Annotated in this window: 21 protein-coding genes; 16 read left to right on the top strand and 5 right to left on the bottom strand. The window is 56.2% G+C overall.

What is annotated here, in order from left to right; genetic code table 11:
• Window positions 1-67: 67 nt before the first annotated feature.
• The gene (mak, locus tag ACLGE8_RS03225; protein WP_410996384.1) at window positions 68-970 is read left to right on the top strand and encodes a fructokinase; all 903 of its coding nucleotides are present in this window, start codon (window positions 68-70) and stop codon (window positions 968-970) included.
• Between the two features lie 141 nt (window positions 971-1,111).
• On the opposite strand, the gene sbcC is transcribed toward mak, so the two are convergent.
• The gene (gene sbcC, locus ACLGE8_RS03220; RefSeq protein ID WP_410996382.1) at window positions 1,112-4,252 is read right to left on the bottom strand and encodes an exonuclease subunit SbcC; all 3,141 of its coding nucleotides are present in this window, start codon (window positions 4,250-4,252) and stop codon (window positions 1,112-1,114) included.
• Window positions 4,249-5,451 (bottom strand): exonuclease subunit SbcD, encoded by a 1,203-nt coding sequence (gene sbcD, locus ACLGE8_RS03215; protein WP_410996380.1) that lies wholly within the window; start codon window positions 5,449-5,451, stop codon window positions 4,249-4,251. The genes sbcC and sbcD overlap by 4 nt, the downstream gene beginning before the upstream one ends.
• Before the next feature lie 191 nt (window positions 5,452-5,642).
• Here sbcD and phoB point away from each other — a divergent pair, with 191 nt between their 5' ends.
• The 5 genes from phoB (at window position 5,643) to malZ (ending at window position 12,880) form a co-directional block, all read left to right on the top strand.
• Window positions 5,643-6,332 carry a phosphate response regulator transcription factor PhoB gene (gene phoB, locus ACLGE8_RS03210; protein WP_185667191.1) on the top strand — a complete coding sequence of 230 codons (690 nt, stop codon included), beginning with the start codon at window positions 5,643-5,645 and terminating at the stop codon, window positions 6,330-6,332.
• Between the two features lie 21 nt (window positions 6,333-6,353).
• A complete protein-coding gene (gene phoR / locus ACLGE8_RS03205; RefSeq protein ID WP_410996378.1) occupies window positions 6,354-7,649 on the top strand; it encodes a phosphate regulon sensor histidine kinase PhoR in 1,296 nt (431 codons plus the stop codon).
• A 409-nt stretch (window positions 7,650-8,058) separates the two neighbouring features.
• On the top strand, window positions 8,059-9,378 hold the full coding sequence (brnQ, locus tag ACLGE8_RS03200) for a branched-chain amino acid transporter carrier protein BrnQ (RefSeq protein WP_410996376.1): 1,320 nt from the start codon (window positions 8,059-8,061) through the stop codon (window positions 9,376-9,378).
• Between the two features lie 128 nt (window positions 9,379-9,506).
• Complete coding sequence (proY, locus tag ACLGE8_RS03195; RefSeq protein WP_333499053.1) at window positions 9,507-10,859, top strand: proline-specific permease ProY; 1,353 nt, start codon at window positions 9,507-9,509, stop codon at window positions 10,857-10,859.
• 200 nt (window positions 10,860-11,059) lie between these two features.
• Window positions 11,060-12,880: a maltodextrin glucosidase gene (gene malZ / locus ACLGE8_RS03190; protein WP_410996374.1), complete on the top strand. Its 1,821-nt coding sequence runs from the start codon at window positions 11,060-11,062 to the stop codon at window positions 12,878-12,880.
• Here malZ and ACLGE8_RS03185 read toward each other — a convergent pair.
• Window positions 12,874-13,776, bottom strand: a complete 903-nt coding sequence (locus tag ACLGE8_RS03185) for a LysR family transcriptional regulator (protein WP_410996372.1) — start codon at window positions 13,774-13,776, stop codon at window positions 12,874-12,876. The genes malZ and ACLGE8_RS03185 overlap by 7 nt on opposite strands.
• 251 nt (window positions 13,777-14,027) lie before the next feature.
• Between ACLGE8_RS03185 and ACLGE8_RS03180 the strand changes: the two genes are divergently transcribed.
• The 4 genes from ACLGE8_RS03180 to ACLGE8_RS03165 all read left to right on the top strand — a co-directional run bounded on the left by ACLGE8_RS03180 (window position 14,028) and on the right by ACLGE8_RS03165 (window position 18,767).
• Window positions 14,028-14,669, top strand: coding sequence for a hydrolase (locus ACLGE8_RS03180; RefSeq protein ID WP_185667181.1), 642 nt, complete (start codon window positions 14,028-14,030; stop codon window positions 14,667-14,669).
• 60 nt (window positions 14,670-14,729) lie between these two features.
• Window positions 14,730-15,272: an antibiotic biosynthesis monooxygenase gene (locus ACLGE8_RS03175; RefSeq protein WP_333495180.1), complete on the top strand. Its 543-nt coding sequence runs from the start codon at window positions 14,730-14,732 to the stop codon at window positions 15,270-15,272.
• Between the two features lie 20 nt (window positions 15,273-15,292).
• A complete protein-coding gene (locus ACLGE8_RS03170) occupies window positions 15,293-17,161 on the top strand; it encodes an amidohydrolase (RefSeq protein ID WP_410996369.1) in 1,869 nt (622 codons plus the stop codon).
• Between the two features lie 247 nt (window positions 17,162-17,408).
• Window positions 17,409-18,767 (top strand): MFS transporter, encoded by a 1,359-nt coding sequence (locus tag ACLGE8_RS03165; protein WP_410996366.1) that lies wholly within the window; start codon window positions 17,409-17,411, stop codon window positions 18,765-18,767.
• A 73-nt stretch (window positions 18,768-18,840) separates the two neighbouring features.
• Here ACLGE8_RS03165 and ACLGE8_RS03160 read toward each other — a convergent pair whose 3' ends face one another.
• On the bottom strand, window positions 18,841-19,443 hold the full coding sequence (locus ACLGE8_RS03160; protein WP_410996364.1) for a peroxiredoxin C: 603 nt from the start codon (window positions 19,441-19,443) through the stop codon (window positions 18,841-18,843).
• Window positions 19,444-19,612: 169 nt separating this feature from the next.
• Window positions 19,613-20,194 carry an ACP phosphodiesterase gene (gene acpH, locus ACLGE8_RS03155; protein ID WP_410996362.1) on the bottom strand — a complete coding sequence of 194 codons (582 nt, stop codon included), beginning with the start codon at window positions 20,192-20,194 and terminating at the stop codon, window positions 19,613-19,615.
• A gap of 91 nt (window positions 20,195-20,285) precedes the next feature.
• Here acpH and queA point away from each other — a divergent pair, with 91 nt between their 5' ends.
• The 6 genes from queA to yajD all read left to right on the top strand — a co-directional run bounded on the left by queA (window position 20,286) and on the right by yajD (window position 26,212).
• On the top strand, window positions 20,286-21,356 hold the full coding sequence (queA, locus tag ACLGE8_RS03150) for a tRNA preQ1(34) S-adenosylmethionine ribosyltransferase-isomerase QueA (RefSeq protein ID WP_410996360.1): 1,071 nt from the start codon (window positions 20,286-20,288) through the stop codon (window positions 21,354-21,356).
• Window positions 21,357-21,409: 53 nt separating this feature from the next.
• A complete protein-coding gene (gene tgt, locus ACLGE8_RS03145) occupies window positions 21,410-22,537 on the top strand; it encodes a tRNA guanosine(34) transglycosylase Tgt (protein ID WP_410996358.1) in 1,128 nt (375 codons plus the stop codon).
• 22 nt (window positions 22,538-22,559) lie between these two features.
• On the top strand, window positions 22,560-22,892 hold the full coding sequence (gene yajC / locus ACLGE8_RS03140; RefSeq protein ID WP_123649994.1) for a preprotein translocase subunit YajC: 333 nt from the start codon (window positions 22,560-22,562) through the stop codon (window positions 22,890-22,892).
• Between the two features lie 27 nt (window positions 22,893-22,919).
• On the top strand, window positions 22,920-24,767 hold the full coding sequence (gene secD, locus ACLGE8_RS03135; RefSeq protein ID WP_410996356.1) for a protein translocase subunit SecD: 1,848 nt from the start codon (window positions 22,920-22,922) through the stop codon (window positions 24,765-24,767).
• A 10-nt stretch (window positions 24,768-24,777) separates the two neighbouring features.
• A complete protein-coding gene (gene secF / locus ACLGE8_RS03130) occupies window positions 24,778-25,749 on the top strand; it encodes a protein translocase subunit SecF (RefSeq protein ID WP_410996354.1) in 972 nt (323 codons plus the stop codon).
• A 115-nt stretch (window positions 25,750-25,864) separates the two neighbouring features.
• Window positions 25,865-26,212, top strand: a complete 348-nt coding sequence (yajD, locus tag ACLGE8_RS03125; protein ID WP_035895149.1) for an HNH nuclease YajD — start codon at window positions 25,865-25,867, stop codon at window positions 26,210-26,212.
• Window positions 26,213-26,355 lie beyond the last annotated feature (143 nt).

The following is a 26,355-nucleotide window of genomic DNA, read 5'->3' as shown; positions in this document are numbered from 1 at the left end:
CGTTAAATCAGCGGGCAATGATAACGAATTGTCCTCGCCCTTGCATTGTTTTAAACAGGAGTTATGAATGCGAATTGGTATCGATCTGGGTGGAACGAAAACCGAAGTCATCGCGCTAAGCGACCAGGGCGAGCAGCTTTATCGTCACCGCTTGCCTACGCCGCGTGATTATCAGCAAACCATTGAGAACATTGCGCATCTTGTTGCTCTCGCCGAAGAGGCGACCGGGCAAACGGGCACGGTTGGCATGGGCATTCCCGGCTCAATTTCCCCCTATACCGGGGTGGTAAAAAACGCCAACTCTACCTGGCTCAACGGTCAGCCGTTTGATAAAGACCTGAGTCGTCGTCTGAATCGCGAGGTGCGACTGGCGAACGATGCTAACTGTCTGGCGGTGTCTGAAGCGGTGGACGGCGCGGCTGCAGGGGCGCAGACGGTGTTTGCGGTGATCATCGGTACCGGCTGTGGCGCGGGCGTAGCGTTGGGCGGCCGCGCGCATATCGGCGGTAACGGCACGGCGGGCGAGTGGGGGCATAATCCGCTGCCGTGGATGAACGACGACGAACTGCGCTTCCGGGCGGAAGTACCGTGTTATTGCGGTAAGCAAGGCTGTATTGAAACCTTTATTTCCGGCACTGGCTTTGCCACTGACTATCAGCGTTTAAGCGGTAATGCACTGAAGGGCAATGAGATTATGCGCTTGGTTGACGAGGGCGATGCGCTGGCGGAGCAGGCGCTTCACCGCTATGAGCAGCGGCTGGCAAAATCGCTGGCGCACGTGGTCAATATTCTTGACCCTGATGTGATTGTGTTGGGCGGGGGAATGAGCAACGTCGAGCGGTTGTATCAGACGGTGCCAGAGTTGGTGAAAGAGTGGGTATTTGGCGGTGAGTGCGAAACGCCGATTCGCAAGGCGCTGCACGGGGACTCCAGCGGGGTACGTGGGGCGGCGTGGCTGTGGCCGGCGTGATTTGCCCCTCACCCTAACCCTCTCTCAAAGGGAGAGGGGACCGTTCGGCGCTGTTTTTCACCTTGTTCCGGAGGGAGAGCGAACCACGCGACGCCACTTTTCACCCTCTCCCTTTGGGAGAGGGCCGGGGTGAGGGAAATCTCACGCTACGCTAAACATGTTATCCAACCGGCTGTAACCCAATCCGTTGATCTTCTTCACCTTAATCTGCACCGGGATCCGCTCCTTCATCGCCTCCACGTGGCTAATCACGCCGATGATTTTGCCGCTGGCGTTGAGCGTATCCAGCGCGTCCAGCGCCGTGTCCAGCGTTTCGCTATCCAGCGTGCCGAACCCTTCATCGAGGAACAGGGAGTCGATGCGCGTTTTATGGCTCACCAGGTCGGAGAGCGCCAGCGCCAGCGAAAGGCTGACGAGGAAGCTTTCGCCGCCGGAGAGGGTTCGGGTATCGCGTACCGCGTCCGCCTGCCAGGTATCGACCACTTCCAGCTCCAGCGCGTCGCTGACTTTACGCTGCAGTAGATAGCGACCGTGCAGGCGGCTGAGCTGTTCGTTGGCGAGCCACACCAGATTATCCAGCGTCAGCCCTTGGGCAAATTTGCGGAACTTATCACCCTCTTTAGAGCCAATCAGCGCGTTCAGATGCGCCCAGTCCTCCAGCGCGGCGCTGGCTTTTTCAATCTCCAGGAACAACGACTGCTGCTGCTGACGGTTCTCTTCATCCTGCTTCAACTGCTGGCGCAGCTCGCCCTGGCGTTCGCTGTTTTCACGCAGCTGGCGGGATATATGCTGGAGCTGCGTCTGTGCATCTGCCAGCGTCAACGCCTCGCTCAGCGTTTCCGGGCGCTGGGTTAGATGGCGCTGTAGTGCCTCTTGCGCCTGTGCCGCTAAGGTCTGGCGCTGCTGATGCTGCGTTTCAAGCGTCTGTTTTAGCTGCTCCAGACGCTGACGTTCATGCTGATCCAACAGCGCACTGAGGAAGTCCTGGCGATCGCTAAAGTGCGATTCGGCAAGCGCCTGGTCGAAGGCCTGTTCGGCCTGCTGCAGACGCTGTTTCTCCTGCGTTTCTTGCTGCTGGAGGGTGTGCCACTGGCTTTCCAGCGACACGCAGTCATGGTGCACCTGCTGCCAGCCGTCGAGCGCGACCGGTTGGGTGTCTTCAGGGTTTTGCACTGCAGGAAGGGTGTCGAGCAGCGGTTGGATCTGCACGAGCTGCTGCTGAATCTCCTGACTCTGCTTTTGCTGCTGCTGCCAGCGCTGGGTATCCGCTTCACGAGCAGCCAGCCAGCGGTGCGCTTCATCGGGCTGCGGAAGGGCAAGGCCGAAGCCGGCGAGCGTCTGGGTAAGCAAAGCGGTACGCTGCGCCAGTTCAGCCTGCTGCAGGGTGTACTGGGTGCGTAGCTCACGGATCTGCGCATCGAGCGTCAGGCGCTGGCTGTAGTGATAGCGCTGCTGTTCGGCCTCTTCCTGCGCTGCCAGCCAGCCGTTGATATCGTCAGCAGGCTGTAGCGTGATATCCAACCCCTGAATGACCGTCTGCCACTGTGATGTAAGTGCTTGCTCTCGCTCATAAAGCGTCTCTAGCTCGGCATTTTCCTGCTGCTGCTGTTTTTCCAGCGCTGCATGCTGACCGCGCAGCGTGGCGCCTTCTTCCGCCAGTTGGGCAACCTCTTTTTCCAGCGCATCGCGGCGGGTTTTGTTGGCATCCGGGGCTAACGCCTGGTACTCCGCCAATGCAGGATGGCTGGTCGAGCCGCACAGCGGGCAGGGCGCGCCTGGCTGCAAACGGGCACGCTCTGCCTCGAGGCGCACAATCGTCGCCTCCAGCTCGCAAATGGCATTCACGTCGTCTCGCTGCTGCTTTTTCTCTTTATAGACCTGACGGAGTTGGGTGAGCCCGGCGGTCAGCGCCTCCAGCTGTTGCTGGCGCTGTTGTTGCGCGTGCAAAAGCTGTTGGCGGCGCGTTTGCAGCGGTATGAACTGTGAATACAGCGCGCTTAGCTGCTGGCGCAGCGGGCGGCTGGCCGCATGCTGGGCGATTTGCCCGGCCACTTCTTCCTGAGTCAGCGTCAGCGCCGAGGGCGGCAGTTGGGCGAGCTGTTTTTCCAGCTCAGCCAGACGCTGCGCAGCGGTCTCCAACTGAGTGCGTTCGCGGGCCTGTTGGCTAAAGGCGCTACGCCAGCCGGTCAGTTCCCCCAGCCAGTGCTGGATGTGTTCGTTTTCCTGCAGCCACTGCTGAAGCTGGGTTTGGCTTTGCTGGAGCGTGGTGGCCTGCTGTTCGGCGCTTAGGCGAATACGGTCACGAAGGCGGCGGGAATCATGTAAGCGAGTATTTACTTGCTCCACCAGCTGGTGGGTTTTTGCCACCGTGGCGGCCTGCTCCTGCAGCTGAGTCCAGCGGGGGCGTAACGCTTCCGCAGGCTGCGCCCGGTTGAGTGCAGCAAGCTGTGGCTGCGCCTCTTCCAGCGCCTGGCGTGCGGCATTGAGCGACTGCTGGTGAATCTTCCCGTCCTGTTCCAGCTCCTGCTGACGGGTGAGCCACTGCTGATGCTGCGCGGCGACGGTCTGTTGCTGTTGCCACTGCTGCTCGTCAGAAGTAAGCGCCTGCAAACTCTGTGATAAGGTCTGCTGCTGCTCTTCGCTCAGCAGCACCACACCGCTGGCCTGCGCCTGAAGCTTTTCCAGCTCGCCGCGCGCCTGCTTATGTTTTTCAAAGACCTGCGCTGAAATCTGGCCATAAATTTCGGTGCCGGTCAGCTCTTCGAGTAACTCGGCGCGCTCTTTCGGTTCGGCGTTGAGGAAGGCGGCAAACTGGCCCTGTGAGAGCATCATCGAGCGGGTGAAACGACCGTAATCGAGGCCGGTCAGCGAGGCGGTCATCTCAAGTTTGTCTTTCACTTTATCCGCCAGAATTTGCCCGTCGCCGCAGCGCGCCAGTTCGACTCTCGGCGCCTGTAGGTTGCCATCCGGCTGGTTGCGGGCGCGGTTCTGGCTCCAGAAAGCGCGGTAGGCCACGCCCTGAACCTCGAACTCAACCTCCGCCAGACATTCGGCGGTGTCGCGGGTCATCAGATCGTTTTGCGACTGGGAGACGTTACTTAAGCGCGGCGTTTTGTGGTACAGCGCCAGGCAGATGGCGTCCAGCAGCGTGGTTTTCCCTGCGCCGGTAGGGCCGGTAATGGCAAACAGACCGTTGCTGGCGAACGGTTCCTGGGTGAAATCAATCTTCCACTCGCCCTTAAGCGAGTTGAGGTTTTTCAGGCGCAGGCTGAGAATTTTCATGGTTGTTCCTCCTCGCCAAGGCTCTGGAGCGTGTCATTAAACAGCGCGTGCAGGCGCTGCTGCTGTGGCTCCTCCAGCGTTTCCAGCGCCAGACGACGCTGAAATACCTCTTCGACGCTCAGCTCGCTCAAGGTTTCGCGCTCAAGGCTTGCCAGAATGCGCTGGCGCTGTTCACGACTGCGGCGCACCAGCAGCACGTCGACCGGCAGATCGTCGGTGATAAGCTGAATTTTACGTTGAATATCATGCAGGTACTCGTCGCTGGTGATTTCAATATCCACCCAGGTGCTCGGCTCTGCGGCGGCATCGCGCCATTCGGCGAGCTGGGCGCTGATAGCGTCAAAATCGCCCTTGATCACCGCCAGCGGCTGAGTTACGGGCACGGTAAGCGGCGTGACCTCGGCAAGCTTGCCGTCGGCGAAGCTCACCAGATTGACGCTTTTGGCTTTGCCGGTTTCATCAAAGCTGAGGGCGATAGGCGAACCGCTGTAGCGAATATGCTCGCTGCCGCCGATTTTCTGCGCCCGGTGGATGTGGCCCAGCGCGATATAGTCGGCGGGCGGGAAGTGTTGCGCCGGAAACGCGTCCAGTGTGCCAATATAAATGTCGCGTACCGCGTCACTTTTGCTGGCCCCGACGGTGGTCAGATGGCCGCTGGCGATAATCGGCAGCGTGGCATCGCCGCGCAGTTCGCAGGCCTGCTGGTATTGCTGTTGGTAATAATCGGTAATGCTCGCCAGCACCTGCTGGACTTTTTCGCCGCCGGAAAGCCCCGCCTGGCTGGTAATAATGTCGCGCGGGCGCAGGAACGGCACCGGGCAGAACACCGCGCCGGGCGTACCGTCGCGGCGGTTCAGAATAAAGGGTTCATGGCCGGCGCTGGCGATTACCGTGGTATTCAGAAATGAGAGAATATCGCGGGATTCATTTAGCGTCGCCACGGAGTCGTGGTTGCCCGCCAGCACCACAAGATGGCAGCCGGTCTGCTGCAAATTGACCACAAATCGGTTGTACAGTTCGCGCGCGTAGCTTGGCGGGGAGCCGGTATCGAAGATATCGCCCGCCACAATAATGGCATCCACCTGCTCCTGTTCGGCGGTGGTGAGCAGCCAGTTCAGGAACGCGTCGTGTTCAGCCGCGCGGCTTTTGCTGTAGAAGTTCTGGCCAAGGTGCCAGTCCGAAGTGTGGATGATGCGCATAGCGGTTCCGTGAGAAGTGGCGTAAAGTTGATTATAAACATCAGCCTACGTTGAGGTCGATGAGCGCGTTTTGCGTGTGTCATAAACGGTAAACCGCGATCATCTAACGGTCATGTTTTTCATAAATCTGTCATAAATCTGACGCATAATGACGCCGTATATAATACTGATGTCTAAAAACAGGGCAAATAATGGCAAGACGTATTCTGGTCGTTGAAGATGAAGCGCCAATCCGCGAGATGGTCTGTTTCGTTCTGGAGCAAAATGGTTTTCAGCCGGTGGAAGCAGAAGATTACGATACCGCTATCAGCAAACTGAATGAACCCTGGCCCGACCTTATTCTGCTCGACTGGATGTTACCGGGCGGCTCGGGACTGCAATTTATTAAGCATATCAAACGTGAAGCGCTGACGCGTGACATTCCGGTGGTGATGCTGACCGCCCGTGGTGAAGAAGAAGACCGCGTGCGGGGCCTCGAAACCGGCGCCGACGATTACATCACCAAACCGTTCTCGCCAAAAGAGCTGGTCGCCCGTATTAAAGCGGTGATGCGCCGTATTTCGCCGATGGCGGTGGAAGAGGTCATTGAGATGCAGGGGCTGAGCCTTGACCCGACCTCTCACCGCGTGATGACCGGTGAAAACCCGCTGGATATGGGGCCAACCGAATTTAAGCTGCTGCATTTCTTTATGACGCACCCGGAGCGCGTGTATAGCCGCGAACAGCTGCTGAACCACGTCTGGGGAACCAACGTTTATGTTGAAGACCGTACCGTCGACGTGCATATTCGTCGTCTGCGTAAGGCGCTGGAACACAGTGGTCATGACCGCATGGTGCAAACCGTTCGCGGCACGGGTTATCGTTTCTCTGCCCGTTTCTAATTTTTGACAGGAGTGTGACGCGTGCTGGAACGGCTGTCATGGAAAAGGCTGGTGCTGGAGCTGCTGTTATGCTGTCTCCCTGCCGCGATACTGGGACTGATTTTTGGTTATCTGCCGTGGTTTTTACTGGCGGCGGTGACCGGACTGCTCATCTGGCATTTCTGGAATTTACTGCGACTCTCCTGGTGGCTTTGGGTCGACCGAAGTATGACCCCTCCGCCGGGGCGCGGCAGCTGGGAGCCCTTGCTCTATGGGCTCAACCAGATGCAGCTGCGTAATAAAAAACGCCGCCGCGAGCTGGGTAATCTGATTAAGCGCTTTCGGAGCGGCGCTGAGTCGTTGCCGGATGCGGTGGTGCTTACCACCGAAGAGGGGGCCATTTTCTGGTGTAATGGTCTGGCCCAGCAGCTGCTGGGGCTTCGCTGGCCCGACGATAGCGGGCAGAACATCCTCAACCTGCTGCGTTACCCCGAATTTACCCAACACCTCAAAAAGCGCGATTTCTTAAAGCCGTTACATCTGGTGCTGAACAGCGGTCGCCATCTGGAGATCCGGGTGATGCCGTACACCGACCGTCAGCTGCTGATGGTGGCGCGCGACGTTACGCAGATGCATCAGCTGGAAGGAGCGCGGCGGAACTTCTTCGCCAACGTTAGCCATGAGTTGCGCACGCCGTTGACCGTGCTGCAGGGCTACCTGGAGATGATGCAGGAGCAGGTGCTGGAAGGGAATGTGCGTGAGAAAGCGCTCCACACCATGCGTGAGCAAACGCAGCGGATGGAAGGGCTGGTGCGACAGCTGCTGACGCTCTCTAAAATCGAGGCTTCACCGACGCTGGCGCTGAACGAGAAGATTGATGTGCCGATGATGCTGAAGGTGGTGGAGCGCGAGGCGCAGACGCTCAGCCAGCATAAGCACCAGTTCCACTTTGAGATTGATGAGACGCTAAAAGCGCTGGGTAACGAAGAACAACTGCGAAGCGCGATGTCGAACCTGGTCTATAACGCGGTAAATCATACCCCGGAAGGCACGTTGATTACCGTACGCTGGCAGCGCGCACCGCACGGAGCGTTGTTCAGCGTAGAGGATAATGGTCCGGGTATTGCGCCTGAGCACCTGCCAAGGCTGACCGAGCGTTTTTATCGCGTTGATAAAGCGCGTTCGCGGCAGACCGGCGGCAGCGGTTTGGGGCTGGCAATTGTTAAACATGCGGTTAATCATCACGACAGCCGGCTGGATATTACCAGCACGCTGGGCAAAGGTTCGTGTTTCAGTTTCCTGCTGCCGGAACGTTTAATTGCCAGAAATAGCGAGTAATTTCGCGCTTGTCAGCTTAACTTTCCACAGACCAGCCTCGGCTGGTCTGTTTGCTTTGCAGTCAAGTTAACGTCGCCTGATTATCGAACGTCTGATTATTTTTTGTTCGCATGATAAGCCGGATGTTTTTCTTAAATCCAGTTAATAAGTCTGGTTAATTTTTCACTATCGATATAATCATCTGGTTTTGCGATCCCGTGTTGCTTTAAAACGTTATAAGCGTTTAAATTGGCCCCCATGCAGTCGTAAACAGACTGTATATTCGCGGTAAATCAAAAAACTATTCTTCTCTACGCCGCGAAGGGAGCATATCCCGCTGAGTTTGTTGTTGGTTTCCTCTGCATCATTCCACAGGGGCCGACACGATAAATTTGTTTTACAACACCACATCCACAGGCAGTAGTTACATATGACCCATCAATTGAAATCGCGTGACATCATCGCTCTGGGCTTTATGACCTTTGCGTTGTTCGTTGGCGCAGGCAACATCATTTTCCCTCCTATGGTTGGTTTGCAGGCCGGTCCTCACGTCTGGACTGCCGCTATCGGCTTCCTGATTACCGCCGTTGGTCTTCCGGTACTGACCGTAGTCGCGCTGGCAAAAGTGGGCGGCGGTGTAGATAGCCTGAGCACGCCAATTGGTAAAGTGGCGGGCGTATTGCTTGCTACCGTCTGCTACCTCGCGGTAGGTCCGCTGTTTGCGACCCCGCGTACCGCGACCGTCTCGTTTGAAATCGGTATCGCGCCGCTGACTGGCAGCGGTGAACTGCCGCTGTTCATCTACAGCGTTATCTATTTCGCGCTGGTGATTCTGGTGTCGCTCTATCCGGGTAAACTGCTGGATACCGTGGGTAACTTCCTGGCGCCGCTGAAAATCCTGGCGCTGATTGTGCTGTCCGTTGCCGCCGTGATGTGGCCGGCTGGCCCAATTAGCCACGCGATGGAAGCCTATGAAACCGCTGCGTTCTCCAACGGCTTCGTTAACGGCTACCTGACCATGGATACGCTGGGCGCAATGGTGTTTGGTATCGTTATCGTAAACGCCGCGCGTTCCCGCGGTGTGACCGAAGCACGTCTGCTGACCCGCTATACCATCTGGGCTGGCTTGATGGCCGGTATCGGCCTGACGCTGCTGTACCTGGCGCTGTTCCGTCTGGGCTCCGACAGCGCGACGCTGGTCGATCAGAACGCCAACGGTGCCGCTATTCTGCATGCCTATGTACAGCACACCTTCGGCGGTGCGGGCAGCTTTATGCTGGCGGCCTTAATCTTCATCGCCTGTCTGGTAACCGCGGTGGGCCTGACCTGTGCTTGTGCTGAGTTCTTCGCGCAGTATCTGCCGTTCTCTTACCGCACGCTGGTGTTTATCCTCGGTCTGTTCTCCATGGCGGTGTCGAATCTGGGGCTGAGCCACCTGATTCAAATCTCTATTCCGGTGCTGACCGCGATTTATCCGCCATGTATCGCACTCGTAGTGCTGAGTTTTACCCGCAATTGGTGGCATAATTCGGGCCGCGTTATTGCACCACCGATGTTTATCAGCCTGGTATTTGGTATCCTTGACGGCATCAAAGCCTCTGCCTTTGCGGATGTGCTGCCAGCGTGGACTGCCCGTTTACCGATGGCCGAGCAAGGCCTTGCATGGCTGATGCCGACGGTTGTGATGGCGGTTCTGGCGATTATCTGGGACCGTACAGCAGGTCGTCAGGTGACATCAAGCGCCCACTAATCGGCGTTTGCATCAAGGTGTTTTAACCACGGAACGTGATGTTCCGTGGTTTTTTATTTTGGGTACTTTCACCTAAGTCGTTCGCGTTGCGGCGCGATGATGATGGGTATGACATGGCACTGGAAACGATGGAAAACAACAAGCTGAAGCGCGGGTTAAGCACCCGACACATTCGCTTTATGGCCCTCGGATCGGCCATTGGTACGGGGCTGTTCTACGGCTCTGCCGATGCGATTAAGATGGCTGGGCCTAGCGTTCTGCTGGCCTATATTATTGGCGGCGTTGCCGCGTATATCATCATGCGTGCGCTGGGCGAAATGTCCGTGCACAACCCTTCTGCAAGCTCCTTCTCTCGCTACGCGCAGGATAACCTGGGTCCGCTGGCGGGCTACATCACCGGCTGGACCTACTGCTTTGAGATCCTGATTGTGGCGATAGCTGACGTCACCGCCTTCGGTATCTACATGGGCGTCTGGTTCCCGGCGGTACCACACTGGATATGGGTGCTCAGCGTGGTGCTGATTATCTGCGCCATCAACCTGATGAGCGTGAAGGTGTTCGGTGAACTGGAGTTCTGGTTCTCGTTCTTCAAAGTCGCCACCATTATCATCATGATTGTCGCCGGTTTTGGCATCATTATCTGGGGTATTGGTAACGGCGGGCAGCCAACGGGGATTCATAACCTGTGGAGCAACGGCGGATTCTTCAGTAACGGCTGGCTCGGTATGGTGATGTCGCTACAGATGGTGATGTTCGCCTACGGCGGTATCGAGATTATCGGTATTACCGCTGGTGAAGCGAAAGACCCGCAGACCTCTATTCCACGCGCGATCAACTCCGTGCCGATGCGAATTCTGGTGTTCTACGTAGGTACGCTGTTCGTCATTATGTCCATTTACCCGTGGAACCAGGTCGGCACTAACGGTAGCCCGTTTGTGATGACCTTCCAGCATCTGGGGATCACCTTCGCAGCCAGCATCCTCAACTTTGTGGTACTGACCGCGTCGCTGTCGGCGATTAACTCCGATGTATTCGGCGTGGGTCGTATGCTGCACGGTATGGCTGAGCAGGGCAGCGCGCCGAAGGTGTTCGCGAAAACCTCCCGTCGCGGTATTCCGTGGGTGACGGTGATGGTGATGACCATCGCGCTGCTGTTTGCGGTGTACCTCAACTACATCATGCCGGAAAACGTCTTCCTGGTGATTGCGTCGCTGGCGACCTTCGCCACCGTGTGGGTGTGGATTATGATCCTGCTCTCGCAGGTAGCTTTCCGTCGCCGCCTGTCGGCTGATGAAATCAAAGCGCTGAAGTTTAAAGTGCCTGGCGGCGTGGCGACGACTATTGTCGGTATCGTCTTCCTGGTCTTTATTATCGCGCTGATTGGTTACCACCCGGATACCCGCATTTCTCTGTACGTGGGCTTTGCGTGGATCCTGCTGCTGTTAGTCGGCTGGGCATTTAAAACCCGTCGCAGCAAGTAATCTCCTCTATCACGTAGCCCGGACGAGGTGCGCTAGCACCGACTCCGGGGCTTTCCCTGCGTTGCATCGTTCGGCCGGGTTACAACGTTTTTGACCCTCCATTCTCCGCCCCCGTCCTCCTCCCTACAAAAAAATACAAAAGATGAGCAGGGTGCAATAGTCGTATGGCAAGGTGGGCTCACTTTGAGGATAGGGGATAGATGATGTTGAACGCCTGGCACCTTCCTGTTGCTCCCTTTATTAAACAGCAGCAGGACAAACTCATTATCACGCTGTGGCTACGTGGCGATGACCTGCCGCAGCGGGTGACGATGCGCTCGGAAGTGGATAACGAAGAGATGGCGGTGCCGATGCGCCGCAGCGGCAAAGCGCCGAGCCATAATATTGTGCAGTGGCGCGCGGAAATTAGCCTGCTTGAGGGCCAGCCGCGCCGCCGCTACGCCTTTAAACTGCTGTGGGATGACCGCCAGCAGTGGTTTTCGCCAAAAGGCTTTAGCGCCTTTCCGCCAGCCAAGCTGGAGCTTTTCGCCTTTGATAGCCCGGATGCAGGCCCGCAGTGGGTGACCGAACAGGTTTTCTATCAGATTTTCCCGGACCGTTTTGCCCGCAGCCCGACGCGCAGCGACCAGCAGGACAACGTCTACCATCATCACGCGGCCGGTCACGACATCATTCTGCGCGACTGGGATGAACCGCTTACCGCTGAAGCAGGCGGCTCGACCTTTTACGGCGGCGATCTGGACGGTATCAGCGAAAAGCTGCCCTACCTGAAAGCGCTTGGGGTGACCGCGCTGTACCTGAATCCGGTGTTTACCGCGCCAAGCGTACACAAGTACGACACTGAAGATTATCGTCAGGTCGACCCGCGGTTCGGCGGCAACGACGCGCTGCTGCGCCTGCGGCAAAACACCCAGCGCGAAGGAATGCGCCTCGTCCTCGACGGCGTGTTTAACCACAGCGGCGATACCCATGCCTGGTTTGACCGCCATAGCCGCACGACGAGCGGAGCCTGCTATCACCCCGATTCACCATGGCGCGACCACTACAGCTTCTCGGTTGAGGGGAAAGCGCTCGACTGGCTGGGCTACGCCAGCCTGCCGAAGCTGGATTACCAGTCTCAGGCGCTGATTGACGAAATCTACCGAGGCGAAGACAGCATCGTTCGTCACTGGTTGAAAGCGCCGTGGAATATGGACGGCTGGCGACTGGATGTGGTGCATATGCTCGGCGAATCGGGCGGTGCGAAAAACAACTTGCAGCACGTTGCGGCGATAACCCAGGCGGCGAAAGCCACGCGATCGGACGCCTACGTACTTGGCGAACATTTTGGTGATGCGCGCCAGTGGTTGCAGCAGGATGCGGAAGATGCGGCGATGAACTACCGTGGCTTTACCTTCCCGCTGTGGGGCTTCCTCGCCAATACCGATATCTCCTACGACCCGCAGAAAATTGATGCGCAGACCTGCATCGCGTGGATGGAAGATTACCGTGCCGGGCTGTCGCATCAGCAGCAGCTGCGCATGTTTAACCAGCTTGATAGTCATGATACGGCGCGTTTCAAATCGCTGCTGGGTCGTGATGTCGCGCGTCTGCCGCTGGCGGTGGTCTGGCTGTTTAGCTGGCCTGGCGTGCCTTGTATTTACTACGGCGATGAAGTGGGGCTGGACGGCGATAACGACCCGTTCTGCCGCAAGCCGTTCCCGTGGGATGAAAGCAAGCAGGATAAAAATCTGCTGGCGCTCTACCAACGTTTAGCCGCATTGCGCAAAGCGACGCCAGCGCTGCGCCTTGGCGCTTGCCAGGTGCTCTATGCGGCGGGAGACGTTGTAGTGTTCCTGCGCGTGCTTGGCGCAGAGCGTGTGCTGGTAGCGATTAACCGCGGGGAAGCCTGCAACGTGACGCTGCCGGATTCGCCGCTGCTGGACGTTTCAGGCTGGCAGCGTCGCGAAGGTGAGGCGGAGCTTGCGGGCGAGACGCTAGCGCTACCGGCCATCTCCGCGTCGGTGTGGACCGGTCACTGATAGAGACGGCGGATCTCAGCGCTGGCGAGCAGCGTTTCACGCCACCAGCGCTGAGCAAGCCCGTCGCTGCCGTTGCGCCAGGCGATATAGGCAACATCTTTCTGGCGAAACGAATCTACCGTTTTCTCAACCAGTTCTCCTGCCGCCAGCCACGGGCTGGCGATATGGCGGGGTAGGAACCCGCAGCCCATCCCGGCGCGAAGCAGCGTTACCTTGCTGTGAAAATCATCGACGCGAATCTGCGGCTGTTCATCCATCAGGTTGGTCTGCAAGGGGTGGCATACCCGTGCGCTATCGCTTATCACCACTGCCCGATGTAAACAGAGCTGCTCATTGGTTAAGCCCTCTGATGCGGTTGCGAGTGGATGATTCGGGGCGACGACAAATACGTTATCCAGCGTGCCGAGCATGCGATATGACCAGGCCGCCGAGGTTGGCGGTTCGTTAATCGCACCAAGAATAATATCCGCGCCGTTATGGGTGAGCTCTTCCCAGGAACCAGCCAGCGTGTGGTGGGTAAAGTTGAGGCGCGTCTGTTTATTCAGCGCATAAAATGCGTCGATCGTCGGCAATAGCGCGGCAAAGGGAAACGAGTCGTCCAGCGCAATCGCCAGCTCTTTTTCCCAGCCTGAGGTCAACTGTATCGCCTGTTTTTCCAGATCTTTTGCTGCATTGAGCAGCAGACGGCCCTTTTCCAGCATCATCCGTCCGGTATCGGTGAATTTTGCCCGATGCCCAGAGCGGTCGAGCAGCGTAATGTTCATATCGCTTTCCAGCTTTTGAATCATATAGCTAAGCGCGGCGGGGGTTTTAAACAGCGAATCGGCAGCGGCGGCAAAGGTCCCGTGTTTCTCAAGAGCATCAAGAATAAGCAGTACGTCCAGATTGATTCGCATAATGGGAAAATATCCTGAAAATTAAACCACTACGTTGTAACGAATAGTGAAAAACAAAGCCAGTGAATAAATTAGATATAAGCATCGCATTTTTTTGATGCTGATTTATAACCGTCACAGGATGGTAAGTTTTCTTTAATAACTCGTTAGAAATTTCCCGCTATACTCAACAAGCTTTCTGATTCAGGATCCTGCTGCTGACGGCAGTTTAAGACCGTTACCTTTTAACTTATTGATTAAGAAGGTGTGTTATGTCTATCCGGGAACTGATTGACCCTAAGAACTCTGCGCTTATTTTTATTGACCATCAGCCACAAATGTCATTCGGCGTGGCGAATATTGATCGCCAGACATTGAAAAATAATACCGTAGCGTTAGCGAAAGCCGGGAAAATATTTAATGTTCCGGTCATTTATACCTCCGTCGAAACGAAAAGTTTTAGTGGTTATATCTGGCCAGAATTACTCGCTGTTCATCCTGACGTGAAGCCTATCGAACGCACCTCAATGAACTCCTGGGAAGACGCTGCTTTTGTAAAAGCGGTGGAAGCGACCGGGCGTAAAAAACTGATTATCTCCGCGCTGTGGACCGAAGTCTGCCTGACCTTCCCGGCCCTGATGGCGCTGGAAGCGGGCTACGAGGTTTACGTGGTGACCGATACTTCCGGCGGTACCTCCGTGGATGCCCACGAACGTTCTATCGACCGCATGGTGCAGGCCGGTGCGGTGCCGGTGACCTGGCAGCAGGTGCTGCTGGAGTACCAGCGTGACTGGTCGCGTAAAGAGACCTACGACGCGGTGATGGATCTGGTGCGTGAGCACAGCGGCGCGTATGGGATGGGCGTGGACTATGCCTATACCATGGTGCACGGCGCGCCTGAGCGCAAAGCCTAAGGCAAGAGATCCGGTGGGGTGATCACCCCGCCGGTTTGCAAGCGCAAGGAACCTATCGTCATGACGCAAAAGCATGTCACGCTGGTTATTACCCACGCTATTCGCCCCGAACACGTTGCGCAGTATGAAGCCTGGCTGGGGGAGATTATGCCTATCGCCGCCAACTATCCCGGCCATCTTGGGGCCAACGTTATTCGCCCGGTCGATGGGCAAACGGCCTGGAATATCATCATCCGCTTCGACACCATCGAACACCTTTACGCCTGGACCCAGTCTGATGTGCGACGCAAGCTGGTGGAGGAGATTGCCCCGGTGCTCGGGGAGGGCGACCGTACTGAAGTGCGCACCGAAGCCGCCTTCTGGTTTACCCCGCCCGCCGCCAACGTTCGCCAGCCGAAGCGCTGGAAACAGTTTCTGATAACGCTGCTGGTGATTTTCCCCAGTACCAATCTGGTGCCCGCGATTACCGGCATGCTGCTACCGTCGTTAAAGGGAACCCTGTCGCTGCATTTTATTAATGATGCCTGTGTGGTCGCGCTGGTGGTCTGGTTCTGGATGCCCATCGTGACCCGCCTGTTTGCCGGTTGGCTGAAAAAAGCCTGAAACGGCACGAGGAGAACGCTATGTCACAAATCGCTACCCTGATTTTAACCCAGGGGCAGATTCACACGCTTGACCCGCAACAGCCGCTAGTGGACGCGGTGGCCATTGCCGATGGCAAAATTCTGGCCGTCGGCAGCGACGCGCAGATGATGTCCTGGGCGGGCGAAGGCACGCAGATTGTTGACCTTCACGGCCACACGGTGATCCCCGGGCTTAACGACTCGCACCTGCACCTGATTCGCGGCGGGCTGAACTACAACCTGGAGCTGCGCTGGGAAGGCGTACCGTCGCTGGCGGATGCGCTACGCATGCTCAAAGAGCAGGCCGACCGTACGCCGTCGCCGCAGTGGGTGCGCGTGGTGGGCGGCTGGAGCGAGTTCCAGTTTGCTGAACGCCGGATGCCAACGCTGCAGGAGCTTAACGACGCCGCGCCAGATACGCCGGTGTTTGTGCTGCACCTCTACGACCGCGCACTGCTCAACCGCGCCGCGCTGAAGGCGGTGGGCTACACCAAAGATACGCCAGCCCCCGCGGGCGGCGAGATTGTCCGCGATAACAACGGCAACCCGACCGGGATGCTGATTGCCAAACCTAACGCCATGATCCTCTACGCGACGCTGGCCAAAGGGCCGAAGCTGCCGCTGGAGATGCAGGTCAACTCCACCCGCCAGTTTATGCGCGAGCTGAACCGGCTCGGACTGACCAGCGCCATTGATGCGGGCGGTGGCTTCCAGAACTACCCGGAAGATTACGAAATTATTGAGCAGCTGCACGCCAACAAGCAGATGACTATCCGCATCGCCTATAACCTGTTTACCCAGCGTCCGAAGCAGGAAGTTGAGGATTTTGAACGCTGGACGGATATGCTCAAACCGGGGCAGGGCACCGACTTCTACCGTGCCAACGGTGCGGGTGAGATGCTGGTCTTCTCGGCGGCCGACTTTGAAGATTTCCTGCAGCCGCGTCCGGATCTGCCGCCGGGTATGGAAGATGAGCTTGAGCGTGTGGTTCGTCACCTGGTCGAGCATCGCTGGCCGTTCCGCCTGCACGCCACCTACGACGAGTCGATCAGCCGTATGCTGGACGTGTTCGAGAAGGTTAACCGTGATATTCCGTTCAACGGCCTGCACTGGTTCTTTGACCACGCGGAGACCATTACCGAGCGTAATATTGAGCGCGTGAAGGCGCTGGGCGGCGGGATTGCGGTGCAGCATCGTATGGCCTTCCAGGGGGAATACTTTGTCGATCGCTACGGCAAAGATGCGGTGAAACACACGCCACCGGTGGCGAAAATGCTGGAAATGGGCGTTCCTGTTGGCTTAGGGACGGACGCGACCCGCGTGGCGAGCTATAACCCGTGGACGGCATTGTACTGGCTGGTTTCCGGGCGTACCGTCGGCGGTATGGCGATGTATGACGATGAAAACCGTCTGCCGCGCGATGTCGCGCTGGAACTGTGGACGGCAGGCAGCGCCTGGTTCTCCAGCGAGCAGGGGAAAAAGGGACGCATTGCCGCCGGGCAGTTGGCGGATCTGGTGGCGCTGTCGAAGGACTACTTCAGCGTGCCGGAAGAAGAGATCAAAGGTATTGAGTCGGTGATGACGATTGTCGATGGCCGCGTGGTCTACGCCGCCGGGCACTTCACGCCGATCGCCCCGCCGTCGATTCCGGTAGTGCCGGATTGGTCGCCGGTGGTGAAAGTGCCGGGTCACTATCGTTCCGCGCCTCCGGGTTCTGAGCATATCGGCGCGGTAGTTCAGATGCACCAGTGCTGCGGCAGCTGCGGCGTACACGGGCATCAGCACGATATTGCGCGTCAGTCCGGCATTCCGGTGTCTGACGATCGCGCCTTCTGGGGCGCACTCGGCTGCTCTTGCTTCTCGTTCTAACCCGCTCTCAGGTGGTCAGGTTCAATGACCACCTTTTCTTGTGATCCCCACCTTGTTGTTATCAATATATTTCAAATTTGTGATCTTTATTGGTGCGTTCCATCTGGATCTTTGCGCCTGCCTCTTCTAATGTCATTAACATCTTAATGATTAGATAATAATCAATGGATTTGTATATATCAGAACTGAGCAAGGCAAGCGCAATATCGCGCTGGTCACCGTTTTTACGTACCAATGGGGATGCCAGATGAGTCACGTTTATGCCGATAAACCAATATTAAACAGCCTGACCGGCAGTGAAGCAGAGCAGCGGTTATTAAAGAAAGTGGTGTGGAAAATCATGCCGGTACTGTTTATCGCCTACTTTTTCTCTTTCCTTGACCGCGTCAATATTGGCTACGCCAAGCTGCAGATGCAGAGCGCGATTGGTTTTACCGATACGCAATATGCGATTGCGGCGGGGATCTTTTTTATCGGCTATGCGCTATGCGAAATTCCCAGCAATATGCTGATGGATAAAATCGGCGCGCGTAAAACGCTGACCCGCATCATGCTGCTGTGGGGCACGCTTTCCGCCTGCACGATGTTTGTGCAGACTATCAACCAGCTTTATGCGCTGCGGATCCTGCTGGGTATTTTTGAAGCTGGGTTTGTACCGGGAGTGATCCTTTACTTTACCTATTGGTTCCCGAGCCATATTCGCGGGCGTATCACCGCTATCTTCCTGGTCGCCACGCTAACCGCGCCGATGATTGGCGGCCCGGTTTCCGGGGTGATTTTACAATATATGCACGGCTGGCACGGGCTGGAGGGCTGGCAGTGGATGTTCCTGCTGGACGCGCTACCGGTCTTTTTCATCGCGGGGGTTATCTATTTTAATCTCGCCGATAAGCCGGAAGAGGCGACATGGTTAAGCCCGCAGGAAAAGGCGCTGCACCAGCAGATGATGCAGAAAGACCGGGAAAAGCAGGGCATCACGTCGGGTTATGGCATGCACGGTAAAAAAGCGATGCTGGGGGCGCTGGCTGACCCGAAAGTGTTCCTGCTGATTGCCTTTATTTTTGCCACCAACTGCGGCGCCTATGCGTTTAACTTCTGGCTGCCGACGATGATTAAGGAGATGGGGGTTGGCAATATTGCGGTTATCGCACTGTTGGGGGCGATTCCGTTCGCCATGGCGATTCTCGGTGAGCTTACGATTTGCCGCAGCTCCGATATTCGTCGTGAACGCCGTTGGCATTTTGTCTTTGGCGCGACGCTTGCTGCCGTGAGCCTGATTGCGGTGGGCTATCTGGAAGTGCCGATGTACCTGAAGCTGGTGCTGCTGGGCGTTGCCGGGTTTGGCTTTAGCGGTGCATCGGGGATCTCCTGGACCTTCCCATCTACCTATCTCGATCCGGCGAAAGCCCCGGCGGGAATTGCGATGATCAGCATGATCTCCACGTCATCCGGCTTCTTTGCACCATGGGTAATGGGCGTGACGCGGGATATGACCGGGAACAGTAATGCAGGGCTTTACAGCATTGCGGCGGTGCTGCTGGTGAGCGTGATTATCATGATTTTCTTTGCGCCGAAGCGGGCGGTGTATGTGCAGCAGGCATCATAACGTGGCGTATCACCAGTTCCAGGAAAACAAAAAGGCTCGCAATGCGAGCCTTTTTTGACGAAACGTCAGCCGATTACAGGCTGGATACGTTTTCGCTCAGGTACTTAGCAACGCCGTCCGGAGACGCATTCATGCCTTCTTTCCCTTTTTCCCACTGCGCCGGGCACACTTCGCCGTGCTGCTCGTGGAACTGCAGCGCATCAACCATACGCAGCATTTCATCGATGTTACGGCCCAGCGGCAGGTCGTTAACTACCTGGTGGCGAACCACGCCGTTAGCGTCGATCAGGAAGGAGCCGCGCAGCGCAACGCCTTCGTCCGGGTGTTCGATACCGTAAGCTTTCTGAATTTCACGCTTAACGTCAGCAACCATTGCGTATTTCACAGCACCGATGCCGCCTTTGTCGACAGGGGTGTTACGCCATGCGTTGTGAACGAATTCGGAGTCAAAAGAGACGCCAACCACTTCAACGCTGCGCTTCTGGAACTCTTCGTAACGTTTGTCGAAGGCAATCAGCTCGGACGGGCAGACGAAGGTGAAGTCCATCGGCCAGAAGAACAGAACGGTGGCTTTACCCTGGGTGTGCTGTTTGAAATTGAATTTCTCAACGATTTCACCGTTGCCCAGTACCGCTGCTGCGGTGAAGTCAGGCGCTTGACGAGTAACCAGAACCATGGGGTTCTCCTTTGAATTTATAAGGTTAATGGAACGCAACGCGGGCCAGTATAGGGAGGGTAAGCGGGGAACACAAAAAGACTATGACGATTAATAAGATAGGATTCACCTATCAATTATTATTTTACCAAAGGAATAAGCATAGCCGTTCCGTGGCCCGATGCAAGCCCTACAGCGCTTTGTTTTTCGCCTGCGCCATCATCTGCGGATAGAACTGCCAGAAGCGCGTCTCCAGCGCATCATAGTGCGCGTCGAGGTCATGCCATGAATCGCGCAACGCATCCAGTTTCGGGCGGCGGCTGGCCATCCCATTCAGCACCCGCTGGATAAAATCCATCTCGCCGTAGCGCTCCAACCAGCGTTCGGACCACAGGTGCTGGTTCAGCGTCAGAAAGCGTTCTGGAGCGTCAGGAAGGATCGTGGCGACTTCGCTGCGGGCGTAGCGGGTGAACTCGGGTAGGGCAATTTCTGGCGAGATTTGCGCCCAGTGGCGTGAAAGGAAGTGATCCCACATCACATCGAGCGTAATCGGCGCGACGCGGCGCGTTTCGGGACGGAACCATTCGCGCGCTTCTTTTACCTGTGGCAGATTGTCGGTCATCACATCAATGCGGCGATGCATATAGATACCGTCAACGATATCGGCCGGATAATCCTGCTGCGGGTTGCCGCGGACGAAATCCGCCAATAGGTTTCCCGATAGCGAGCTGTCGGCCAGGTGAGCGAGGTGCAGGTGAGCGAGAAAATTCATTGTTAAACGTTTATCCAGAGGGGTAAGGGTTGCAGGGATGTCTCCCCGGCACTAGACTACCCGCCTCATTATTAAGCCCAGAGTCACAGTCATGCGCGTTGCCGATTTCTCCTTTGAACTACCCGAATCCCTGATTGCCCACTATCCACAAGCCGAGCGTAGCAGCTGTCGCTTACTCTCTCTGGACGGGCCGACGGGCGCGCTGACGCACGGTACTTTCACCGATTTGCTCGATAAGCTCAACCCTGGGGATCTGCTGGTCTTTAACAATACCCGCGTGATCCCGGCGCGCCTGTTTGGCCGTAAAGCCAGCGGCGGCAAGATTGAAGTACTGGTCGAGCGTATGCTGGATGATAAACGTATTCTGGCACATATTCGCGCCTCTAAAGCGCCGAAGCCGGGTGCGGAGCTGCTGCTGGGCGATGATGAAAGTATTAAGGCGACGATGGTTGCCCGCCATGACGCGCTGTTTGAAGTCGAGTTCGACGACGAGCGCAGCGTGCTGGATATTCTGAACGCTATCGGCCACATGCCGCTGCCTCCGTACATCGACCGCCCGGACGAAGACGCGGACCGCGAGCTGTATCAGACCGTATATAGCGAAAAACCGGGCGCCGTTGCGGCACCGACCGCGGGCCTGCACTTCGACGAACCGCTGCTGGCGAAGCTTCGCGAAAAGGGCATCGAGATGGCGTTTGTCACGCTGCACGTGGGCGCGGGTACCTTCCAGCCGGTGCGCGTGGACAGCATTGAAGACCACATCATGCACTCCGAATACGCGGAAGTGCCGCAGGAAGTGGTTGATGCGGTGCTGGCGGCGAAAGCGCGTGGCAACCGTGTTATTGCGGTGGGGACGACTTCGGTTCGTTCCCTTGAGAGCGCGGCGCAGGCGGCAAAAGATGAGCTGATTGCGCCGTTCTTCGGCGACACGCAAATCTTTATTTTCCCGGGCTACCAATACCAGGTGATTGATGCACTGGTGACCAACTTCCACCTGCCGGAATCGACGCTTATCATGCTGGTTTCCGCTTTTGCCGGTTATCAGCACACCATGAACGCCTATAAGGCTGCTGTAGAACAAAAATATCGCTTTTTTAGTTACGGTGATGCCATGTTTATCACGTACAATCCGCAGGCTATTTTTGAGCGTGTCGGGGAATAAGTTCCCGGCATGAGAATTTAACGTCGGACTGTTTTTCTGACGCAGGAGTAAAGATGAAATTTGAACTGGACACCACAGACGGTCGCGCCCGCCGCGGCCGCCTGGTTTTTGATCGTGGCGTAGTCGAAACGCCTGCCTTTATGCCAGTAGGTACCTACGGCACCGTTAAGGGTATGACGCCGGAAGAAGTTGAAGCGACCGGCGCACAAATCATTCTCGGCAACACCTTCCACCTGTGGCTGCGCCCGGGTCAGGAAATCATGAAACTGCACGGCGACCTGCACGACTTCATGCAGTGGAAAGGGCCAATTCTGACCGATTCCGGCGGTTTCCAGGTCTTCAGCCTGGGTGATATCCGCAAAATCACCGAGCAGGGCGTGCACTTCCGCAACCCAATTAACGGCGACCCGATCTTCCTCGATCCAGAAAAATCGATGGAAATTCAGTACGATCTCGGTTCCGATATCGTGATGATTTTTGACGAGTGTACGCCGTACCCGGCGGATTGGGACTACGCCAAGCGCTCGATGGAAATGTCTCTGCGCTGGGCCAAACGCAGCCGCGACCGTTTCGATGGCCTCGGCAACAAAAATGCGCTGTTTGGCATCATTCAGGGCAGCGTTTACGAAGATTTACGTGATATCTCCGTCAAAGGTCTGGTGGAGATTGGCTTTGATGGCTACGCTGTCGGCGGCCTGGCGGTAGGTGAGCCGAAAGAAGACATGCTCCGTATCCTGGAGCACGTTTGCCCGCAGATCCCTGCTGACAAACCGCGTTACCTGATGGGCGTTGGCAAACCAGAGGACCTGGTTGAAGGCGTTCGTCGCGGTATCGATATGTTTGACTGCGTTATGCCAACGCGTAACGCCCGTAACGGTCATCTGTTTGTGACCGACGGTGTGGTGAAAATCCGTAATGCCAAACATAAGAGCGATACCAGCACGCTTGATGCCGAGTGTGATTGCTACACCTGTCGCAATTATTCGCGTGCATACTTGCATCATCTTGACCGTTGCAACGAAATATTGGGCGCGCGCCTCAATACCATTCATAATCTTCGCTACTATCAGCGCTTAATGGCTGGTTTACGCAAGGCTATTGAAGAGGGTAAATTAGAGAGCTTCGTGACCGATTTCTACCAACGCCAGGGGCGTACCGTTCCACCTTTGAACGTTGATTAATTTTAATAATGAGGGAATTTGAATGAGCTTTTTTATTTCTGATGCGGTAGCAGCAACCGGGGCTCCGTCGCAGGGCAGCCCGATGTCTCTGATTCTGATGCTGGTGGTTTTCGGCCTGATCTTCTATTTCATGATCCTGCGTCCACAGCAAAAACGTACCAAAGAGCATAAAAACCTGATGAGCTCCATCGCGAAAGGCGATGAAGTGCTGACTAACGGTGGCCTGGTGGGTCGTGTGACCAAAGTAGCGGAAACTGGCTACATTGCTATCGCACTGAACGACACCACTGAAGTGGTTATCAAACGTGACTTCGTAGCTGCCGTTCTGCCGAAAGGCACCATGAAGGCGCTGTAATATTTCGTTTTCCCAAAGGGAACTGCCGTGTTAAACCGTTATCCTTTGTGGAAGTATGTCATGCTGATCGTCGTAATTGTCGTCGGTCTGCTGTATGCGCTTCCCAACCTGTATGGTGAGGATCCGGCCGTTCAAATCACTGGCGTGCGCGGCGTCGCCGCCAGTGAGCAAACGCTGATCCAGGTCCAGAAAACGTTACAAGAAGAAAAAATTACCGCTAAGTCTGTGGCACTGGAAGAGGGCGCTATTCTTGCGCGCTTCGACACCACCGACATCCAGCTGCGTGCGCGTGAAGCGCTGGTAAACGTGCTGGGTGACAAATACGTCGTGGCGCTTAACCTTGCTCCGGCAACACCGCGCTGGCTCGCTGCGATTAACGCAGAGCCAATGAAGCTCGGTCTTGACCTGCGTGGTGGTGTGCACTTCCTGATGGAAGTGGATATGGACACTGCGCTGGGTAAACTCCAGGAGCAAAATATCGATAGCCTGCGCAGTGACCTGCGTGAAAAAGGCATTCCTTATACTACCGTTCGCAAAGAAGACAACTACGGTCTGAGCATCGCTTTCCGTGATAGCAATGCGCGTGATGACGCGATCTCTTATCTGAGCAAACGCCATCAGGACCTGGTGATTTCCAGCCAGGGTAGCACCGCGCTGCGTGCGGTGATGACCGATGCTCGCCTGAGCGAAGCCCGCGAATACGCGGTTCAGCAGAACATCAATATTCTGCGTAACCGTGTTAATCAACTGGGCGTTGCTGAGCCAGTGGTTCAGCGCCAGGGTGCTGACCGCATCGTGGTTGAACTGCCAGGTATTCAGGACACCGCGCGTGCGAAAGAGATTCTGGGTGCCACTGCAACCCTGGAATTCCGTCTGGTAAACACCAACGTTGACCAGGCTGCTGCTGCATCTGGCCGCGTGCCAGGCGACTCTGAAGTGAAAGATACCCGTGAAGGCCAGCCGGTTGTGCTGTACAAGCGTGTGATCCTGACCGGTGACCATATCACCGACTCCACTTCAAGCCAGGATGAATACAACCAGCCGCAGGTTAACATCTCGCTCGATAGTGCGGGTGGTAACATCATGTCTAACTTCACCAAGGACAACATCGGTAAGCCGATGGCGACCCTGTTCGTGGAGTACAAAGACAGCGGTAAGAAAGATGCTAACGGTCGCGCCATTCTGGTGAAACAGGAAGAGGTGATTAACATCGCCAACATCCAGTCTCGCCTGGGCAACAGCTTCCGTATTACCGGTATCAGCAACCCGAACGAAGCGCGTCAGCTCTCTCTGCTGCTGCGTGCCGGTGCGCTGATTGCGCCAATTCAGATTGTTGAAGAACGTACTATCGGCCCAACCCTGGGTATGCAGAACATCAAGCAAGGTCTGGAAGCGTGTCTGGCCGGTCTGGTGGTCTCTATCCTGTTCATGCTCTTCTTCTATAAGAAGTTCGGTCTGATCGCGACAAGCGCACTGCTGGCTAACCTGGTACTGATCGTCGGTATCATGTCACTGCTGCCGGGCGCGACGTTGAGCATGCCGGGTATCGCGGGGATTGTGTTAACCCTTGCGGTCGCGGTCGATGCTAACGTACTGATCAACGAACGTATCAAAGAAGAACTGAGTAACGGACGTTCGGTACAACAGGCAATCAACGAGGGCTATGCTGGCGCGTTCAGTTCCATCTTCGATGCGAACATTACGACGCTGATTAAAGTCCTGATCCTGTATGCAGTCGGCACCGGGGCAATTAAAGGGTTCGCGATTACTACCGGTATCGGTGTGGCAACGTCGATGTTTACCGCGATTGTCGGTACGCGTGCCATCGTAAACCTGTTGTATGGCGGCAAGCGCGTCAAAAAGCTGTCAATCTGAGGAGTGCGATGTGGCACAGGAATATAGTGTTGAACAATTAAACCACGGCCGTAAAGTCTATGACTTTATGCGCTGGGACTACTGGGCTTTCGGCATTTCCGGTTTACTGCTGATTGCGGCCATCGTGGTGATGGGCGTACGCGGGTTTAACTGGGGTCTCGATTTCACCGGTGGTACGGTGATTGAAATTACGCTGGAAAAACCGGCGGACATGGACTTAATGCGCGATGCGCTGGAGAAAGCGGGCTTCGTTGATCCGCTTCTGCAGAACTTCGGTAGCAGCCATGACATCATGGTACGTATGCCGCCAACCAAAGGTGCGGATGGTGGCCAGGTGCTGGGTAGCAAGGTGCTGAGTGTGATTAACGAATCCACCAGTCAGAATGCTGCCGTGAAGCGTATCGAATTCGTCGGGCCAAGCGTGGGTGCCGATCTGGCGCAAACAGGTGCCATGGCGCTGATGGTGGCGCTGATCTCTATCCTGGTGTACGTCGGTTTCCGCTTTGAGTGGCGACTGGCGGCAGGTGTGGTTATCGCGCTGGCGCACGACGTTATCATTACGTTCGGGATCCTGTCGTTGTTCCATATCGAGATTGACCTGACTATCGTGGCATCGCTGATGTCGGTTATCGGTTACTCGCTGAACGACAGTATCGTGGTATCTGACCGTATCCGTGAAAACTTCCGCAAGATTCGTCGCGGTACGCCGTACGAAATCTTTAACGTGTCGCTGACCCAGACGTTGCACCGTACGTTGATTACGTCCGGTACCACGTTAGTGGTTATTCTGATGCTGTACCTCTTCGGTGGCCCGGTACTGGAAGGCTTCTCGCTGACTATGCTTATCGGTGTCTCCATCGGTACCGCATCGTCTATCTACGTAGCCTCGGCGCTGGCGCTGAAGCTGGGTATGAAGCGTGAACATATGCTGCAGCAGAAAGTCGAGAAAGAAGGGGCGGATCAGCCGTCAATTCTGCCTTAACCTGCCGCACTTAGCGCACGAATAAAGCCGCAACGCCTTAGGGTGTTGCGGCTTTTTTATTGCCCATTTAGACTGTGCGTATTCCCTTACATTGAACACGACATATCGAGTCATTATGGCCATCATCCCAAAAAACTATGTGCGGCTGGAAAGCGGCTACCGTGAAAAAGCGCTGAAACTGTTCCCGTGGGTCTGCGGGCGTTGTTCTCGCGAGTTCGTTTACTCCAATCTGCGTGAGCTGACGGTTCACCATATGGACCACGACCACACTAATAACCCGGAAGATGGCAGCAACTGGGAGCTTTTGTGCTTGTTCTGTCACGATCACGAACACTCGAAATACACCGAGGCTGACCAGTACGGTTCCACGGTTGTCGCCGGGGAAGATGCGCAGAAAGACGTGGGCGAGGCGACCTACAACCCGTTCGCTGACCTGAAAGCGATGCTGAACAAAAAGAAATAGCCGACGTGCTGTAACGCGTACACCGTTGCTGGAATCCCGATCGCAAGGTCGGGATTTTTTTGTTTTTACGTCATGTAGATAGTGGTGAGCAGAGTAGAATCAGCGGCAAGCCGGGTCTCCCGGTGAGGCGCAGTGTTGCGGGG

Origin of the sequence: Kluyvera sp. 142486 (genome assembly GCF_046569695.1) — a bacterium.
Taxonomy (GTDB): domain Bacteria; phylum Pseudomonadota; class Gammaproteobacteria; order Enterobacterales; family Enterobacteriaceae; genus Kluyvera.
This window is presented reverse-complemented; position numbering and strand designations above follow the sequence as displayed.

Coding starts and splice junctions, on each gene's coding strand:
- mak (WP_410996384.1), top strand. CDS start 68: ATGCGAATTGGTATCGATCTGGGTGGAACGAAAACCGAAGTCATCGCG.
- sbcC (WP_410996382.1), bottom strand. CDS start 4,252: ATGAAAATTCTCAGCCTGCGCCTGAAAAACCTCAACTCGCTTAAGGGC.
- sbcD (WP_410996380.1), bottom strand. CDS start 5,451: ATGCGCATCATCCACACTTCGGACTGGCACCTTGGCCAGAACTTCTAC.
- phoB (WP_185667191.1), top strand. CDS start 5,643: ATGGCAAGACGTATTCTGGTCGTTGAAGATGAAGCGCCAATCCGCGAG.
- brnQ (WP_410996376.1), top strand. CDS start 8,059: ATGACCCATCAATTGAAATCGCGTGACATCATCGCTCTGGGCTTTATG.
- proY (WP_333499053.1), top strand. CDS start 9,507: ATGGAAAACAACAAGCTGAAGCGCGGGTTAAGCACCCGACACATTCGC.
- malZ (WP_410996374.1), top strand. CDS start 11,060: ATGATGTTGAACGCCTGGCACCTTCCTGTTGCTCCCTTTATTAAACAG.
- ACLGE8_RS03185 (WP_410996372.1), bottom strand. CDS start 13,776: ATGCGAATCAATCTGGACGTACTGCTTATTCTTGATGCTCTTGAGAAA.
- ACLGE8_RS03180 (WP_185667181.1), top strand. CDS start 14,028: ATGTCTATCCGGGAACTGATTGACCCTAAGAACTCTGCGCTTATTTTT.
- ACLGE8_RS03175 (WP_333495180.1), top strand. CDS start 14,730: ATGACGCAAAAGCATGTCACGCTGGTTATTACCCACGCTATTCGCCCC.
- ACLGE8_RS03170 (WP_410996369.1), top strand. CDS start 15,293: ATGTCACAAATCGCTACCCTGATTTTAACCCAGGGGCAGATTCACACG.
- ACLGE8_RS03165 (WP_410996366.1), top strand. CDS start 17,409: ATGAGTCACGTTTATGCCGATAAACCAATATTAAACAGCCTGACCGGC.
- ACLGE8_RS03160 (WP_410996364.1), bottom strand. CDS start 19,443: ATGGTTCTGGTTACTCGTCAAGCGCCTGACTTCACCGCAGCAGCGGTA.
- acpH (WP_410996362.1), bottom strand. CDS start 20,194: ATGAATTTTCTCGCTCACCTGCACCTCGCTCACCTGGCCGACAGCTCG.
- queA (WP_410996360.1), top strand. CDS start 20,286: ATGCGCGTTGCCGATTTCTCCTTTGAACTACCCGAATCCCTGATTGCC.
- tgt (WP_410996358.1), top strand. CDS start 21,410: ATGAAATTTGAACTGGACACCACAGACGGTCGCGCCCGCCGCGGCCGC.
- yajC (WP_123649994.1), top strand. CDS start 22,560: ATGAGCTTTTTTATTTCTGATGCGGTAGCAGCAACCGGGGCTCCGTCG.
- yajD (WP_035895149.1), top strand. CDS start 25,865: ATGGCCATCATCCCAAAAAACTATGTGCGGCTGGAAAGCGGCTACCGT.